Genomic DNA, 4,565 nt, shown 5'->3' with positions numbered 1-4,565 from the left:
CCACTGGGCGGCATTCCCAGCAGGGCCCACGTCAGTTGTAGCCTGACTGACACGTGGTAGGCGAATACAAGATTGGCGTTGGTTGCGATCTCGTCCTATGACGCCGGGAAGCCAAGGGGCGCGGCTCACTGTGCCGCGCCGAATATTTTTGGAATATGAGTTTCTTTGTACGCCTGGGTTTCGGTGAGATATTCGCTGTAGACGGCGGTCGTGCTTCGATTTCCGAATTGATTCCACGTGGGGTCAACAATGACCCAGCTCGAGCCGTCCCAGGCTCGCAGCCATTGGTGTGGACCTGCGAACGGGCCGACGGTTTCGCCGGACACGGTTTCGGCGGCGATACCGACCGAGCGAAGCATGGCCACCGTCAGATCGGCGAATTGTTGACAGACTCCGCTTCCGCTTTTCCAAGCATCGTCTGCACTTTTCCACACCGATCGCCCGGTGGAAAAGCTGTCCCAATCGTACCGCAGTTTGCCGGATACAAAATTGGCGACGGCGGCGATACCGCTGCGAATGGAGGGGGCGTTATCCATCAGGACGGTCGCCGTGGCTGCGAATACTGGGTTTTGGTTGTAATCCACCCATGCGGACGCGAGGCGCGCCAGACCGGTTTCCGGCAGGGCTTCCGCGTCCGAGTGGACAGCATACCCGACATACTGTTGCAACCGGCCATCATTGGTTTGCAATTGCCGGAAGAAGTCGGGTGCGAGATACACGACCAAGTCGCCCTGGAAAGGAACTCGCAGGTCGGCTCCGAAAACGCCGTTGGCGCTGATCGGCAGAGTGTAGTTCCAGGATTTTGACCAATCCGGGGTGGAGATGGTGACCGTAACGGACTTTACCCCGTCGGAAGCTCGTCCAATCACCGGGAGCCATCCGTCGACGGGCTGGTAGGGCCAACAGGTCAAATTCTCGGTCTTTCGCGGGATCGCGGGCGGAAGAGGGCCCTTGAGCGGCCGGATGCCCGAATGTTCGGCGTCGGGAGGCGGTACAGGGCTTTTTGGTTTCAGGTCCTGGAGTCCGATGATGAGAACGAGGGGAACACTGTAGGTGTCTCGGGAGCGAGCCTGCACCGTGTAGATGCCAGGTTTGGAAGCGGTGAACGTGGCCCAGGCCGCCTTTCGACTCTGCACCGTCCACCGGATGTCTCGGGATCCCGGGTGGACGACGGCGTCGGGACTGTTCACGAACCAGTCGGCGTTCGGCTCCACGTCCCGGGTGCTGGAGAATGCCCATAGAAAGAGTGTTTGGCCGGGGACGGCAGACAGAATGGGCGTTCCCTGCCCGAGAAGTCCCGCGTTGGTGCTGGCGACAAGATACAGATCGTTTCCGGCCCGCAGCCAGAACGTGGTATCGTCCGCCGCCGACGGCACTGACGGGATGGGCTGGGTAGTGGACGGAGAAGGCGCGGTTGCCGCGTAGGCCGGTAAAGTGAAGATCCCGGGAACGGCTGCGCCGGTCAACACCAACAACGCCGCGACAACGCGAAACGGAAACCAAAACCAAAACATTCGCATGTTCATTGAGGAAACGCCCCCTTTCCGGTACAAGACGCGGACGGTGTCGTAGATAAACTGTGGCGAATATATGCACATCAATATTTCGTCCGGTAAGGGGAGGGTTTCCTGCATGCGTAAGCCTCCGGAGCATCGACTGCTGCCGAGCACCGGGCGGGGGTGCCGAGGGGTTGGCGGCCAACCGGGACCGGTAATCCGGGTGCCCACCCCTGTTTGAAACGAAGCCCCCGGCCGCAGAGGAGCGGGGGCACTGAGCCATATGGACGAACATCAGGGCGTCATGACAATGTTCGGAGAACCTGGTGATAAAGTGTCATAGCTGTTTTGGGCAGAGTGGATCTTCTATGTTCGGTTGTTTGTGTCTAGATCATCGTATATGTCCATTCCCCTTGTTGTTGAGAAGAATAAAATTCTGAGTCCGATTCCACGAACGTTCCCCAAGGTTCTGAACCTGCCCCCTGGTCTGTTCTCCATCCAGGGGAGGGACAGGGCCGACCGCAGCTGTTGCACCGACGAAACCGGATTTGAACTCGACAGGGCCCGATTCTCCATCGACGATGAGCGTGGCTTTTGTGTTGCCAAGATCTCGGGATGAGATTGTCAGCATGTTGCGTGAGAAAGAGAATGTCACGGTGCTGTTGCGGTCCACCTGGGCCGTATGCGTGTCGGATACCGACCCGAACGGACTGTCGACCTTTGCCGTGATTTCTTATGAGCCCGGCAGTACAACATTGACGGACGCGGCCGGTTGGCCATTAATCTGGTATGCGGCGCCGGACGGTCCTTCGATACTGAGTTGTGCTGTCCGTACGGCGATTTTGTACCATCTGAAGCCAATTGGGCCGTCCATCCGCCGTCGATGACGAGGAGACTGCCCGTCATATAGTTCGACTCCTCGGAAGCCAGATACACCGCGGCCGCCGCCACATCTTCAGGCTTTCCGACGAACCCCGTGGGAACGGGCCCGGCCGTTGCGCCGCCTTCGACCTTCTCCTTTCTCCGGTACAGGGCAAACACGGCCGGGAGCTGATCGGCACCGAGCTTCTCGGCGGGGCCGGATTGCGTCGAAATGTTCGATCAGGGTGCGCGAACCTGGAATGATGCCCAATTGGCGGGGGTATCGATCGTGTGATCATGATCACGCGGAACGGTCCGATCGTCGAGGTTGCGTGAGTCGTGAGGGGGCTCCTATGCGCCGTATATGCCAGTGGTCTTCCGCTGTTCGAACAGTGAAAAAGGCCCCGGATTCAACCCGGGCCTTTCCTTTTAATGACCCTTGTCGCCGCTACCAGGGCGACCACCAGCTGCGACCGCCGGATCTGCAGCTCCCGCCGGTAGACCTCCCGTAAGACCATGGCACGGGCGAACGACGGGGCGGCGCCAGGGGACAAAGGTGCAGAGCCTTTTGTTCTCATGACCGGCTTCCCGGTGGCGCAGCGGCCCACACCCCGGCTTGTTGACGTGTATCTCTCCCCTTGATGGTGCGAGCCTTGTGCATCATGATAAGGGTACATCGGATACCGGGGGTGACGGATGTGGAAGAAAGGGTGTACATCGCTGTCACGGGCATTCAGCACTATTTCGGGCCGCAAGTTTTTCAACTCAACCAAATCATCGTTTTGACCAAGGAACCGGACAATGCCCACGATGCCGAAGCGATACGGGCGGAGATTCCATCCATCGGCAAGTTGGGGTACGTGGCCAACAGTCCTCACACCGTTCCGCGCGGATGCCGCAGCGCAGGACGGATCTACGATCTGTTTGAACAAAGCATAGCCGGGGTTGTGAGGTTTATTCTTAAGGACACGGTGATTGTGGAATTGTTGCCCGATGTCAAGGAGATCGTCATGATCCAAAAATTGTTAGAAAGCAAAAGCAATGTGATCGTCGTGTGGGAACCCACGGATCCATCATGTCGGAAGACGTTGAGACACGGAATGGTCGACCTTGATCCACTGGCAGAGGCCCCCATTGCCCGTCGAAATCGCCGGCCACTTGTCGGCGGTGAGGGCCACCCAACCGGCAAATTCCGCGCCTCCTTCCCCGCTGCCGGCGTTCGCGGCTGTCAGATTCCCGCCTCGTTTCCTCTTGTATTCGGGGAAACGGGCGGCACCGGCCGCCGCAGCTCGCGAACGGCCCCAAAACAGGCTGGTACCGAATCGCCGTCAACGGCAGCCTTCCGGGTCTTCGCCGTATCGAAGATCACCGGACTTGGTTGATCCGCAATTACGCCATGACCCTGGTCGCGATCTTGGCGACAGCCGCGGTGCCCGTCCGTCTTCTCATCCTGGGTGTGAGAAGGTCAAGTGAAAAAACCGAACGCGAGATTGTTGAAGGTGCAAAACCACAACCCGGTCAAAGACGTTCATCCCCGCATTAATCCAATCGGTGAACCATTTCGTACTTGTTGCCGCACGGATCCTGAAAATAAACGGCGTAGTAAGTCGGGCTGATCGGGAAAAGCCGGGGTCCGCTGATGATGGTTCCCCCGTATTGCTTCACAAGCTCCGCAATCCGGTCCACCTCCGCGCGGTCATGGGCCCAAAACCCGATCAAATTTTCGTTCGGTTTATGATCAGGATCTTCCGTGATGGCGAAATAAGGAACGCTCGGAAGATCTCCTTCCGCGGCGAATACTTTCCATTTTTCCGAATGAAAGGTGCGGGTAAACCCCAACGCATGGAGCAGATTCTCATAAAACGGGCGGACCTGCTCCCAAGAGTTTACTGTCAAGTCGATATGGCTGAATTTGTTCATCGCTACGCCTCCACACGATTCTTGATTTGCCTCAGCTTCTGGTCCCAGAAGCGTCTCATCAATTCCCTGACATAAACGTCTTCCAGCATTTCCTGATGGATGGCGATCGTCGTCTTGCCCGAACTCGTGGACAACAAATAGACCTGCAGCCGGGACGGCTTTTCCCATTCCGGGCGCTTCCATGTCATGCGCAGCTTTTGGAACTGCACAACCACCGTAAGCTTTCCGGAAATGCCTTCCGTGGATTGGAAATTCGTATCCCTTTTCCAATCTGGCTCACTTTCACGA

At 57.9% G+C, this 4,565-nt stretch carries 5 protein-coding genes; 2 read left to right on the top strand and 3 right to left on the bottom strand.

All coding sequences use genetic code 11. The features are described 5' to 3' along the window. Nucleotides 1-125: 125 nt before the first annotated feature. On the bottom strand, nucleotides 126-1,526 hold the full coding sequence (locus tag K6T64_RS16285; RefSeq protein WP_288011162.1) for a transglutaminase-like domain-containing protein: 1,401 nt from the start codon (nucleotides 1,524-1,526) through the stop codon (nucleotides 126-128). Between the two features lie 599 nt (nucleotides 1,527-2,125). On the opposite strand from K6T64_RS16285, the gene K6T64_RS16280 reads away from it, so the two are divergent. Together K6T64_RS16280 and K6T64_RS16275 are read left to right on the top strand one after the other, a co-directional pair. Further along, entirely contained in the window at nucleotides 2,126-2,383 is a 258-nt protein-coding gene (locus K6T64_RS16280) for a hypothetical protein (protein WP_288011164.1), read from the top strand. Nucleotides 2,384-3,055: 672 nt separating this feature from the next. Beyond that, the gene (locus K6T64_RS16275; protein WP_288011160.1) at nucleotides 3,056-3,739 is read left to right on the top strand and encodes an HIRAN domain-containing protein; all 684 of its coding nucleotides are present in this window, start codon (nucleotides 3,056-3,058) and stop codon (nucleotides 3,737-3,739) included. Nucleotides 3,740-3,896: 157 nt separating this feature from the next. Here the strand turns inward: K6T64_RS16275 and K6T64_RS16270 are convergent, their stop codons facing one another. Then, the gene (locus K6T64_RS16270; protein ID WP_100668553.1) at nucleotides 3,897-4,277 is read right to left on the bottom strand and encodes a VOC family protein; all 381 of its coding nucleotides are present in this window, start codon (nucleotides 4,275-4,277) and stop codon (nucleotides 3,897-3,899) included. Between the two features lie 2 nt (nucleotides 4,278-4,279). Beyond that, nucleotides 4,280-4,565: SRPBCC domain-containing protein (locus K6T64_RS16265; RefSeq protein WP_483306161.1), on the bottom strand; the 286-nt coding region annotated here is incomplete at its 5' end.

It is taken from the genome of Kyrpidia sp., from assembly GCF_023512215.1.
Taxonomy (GTDB): Bacteria; Bacillota; Bacilli; order Kyrpidiales; family Kyrpidiaceae; genus Kyrpidia; species Kyrpidia spormannii.
The sequence above is the reverse complement of the archived record's forward strand: the minus strand, read 5'-3'. Positions and strand labels throughout refer to the sequence as shown.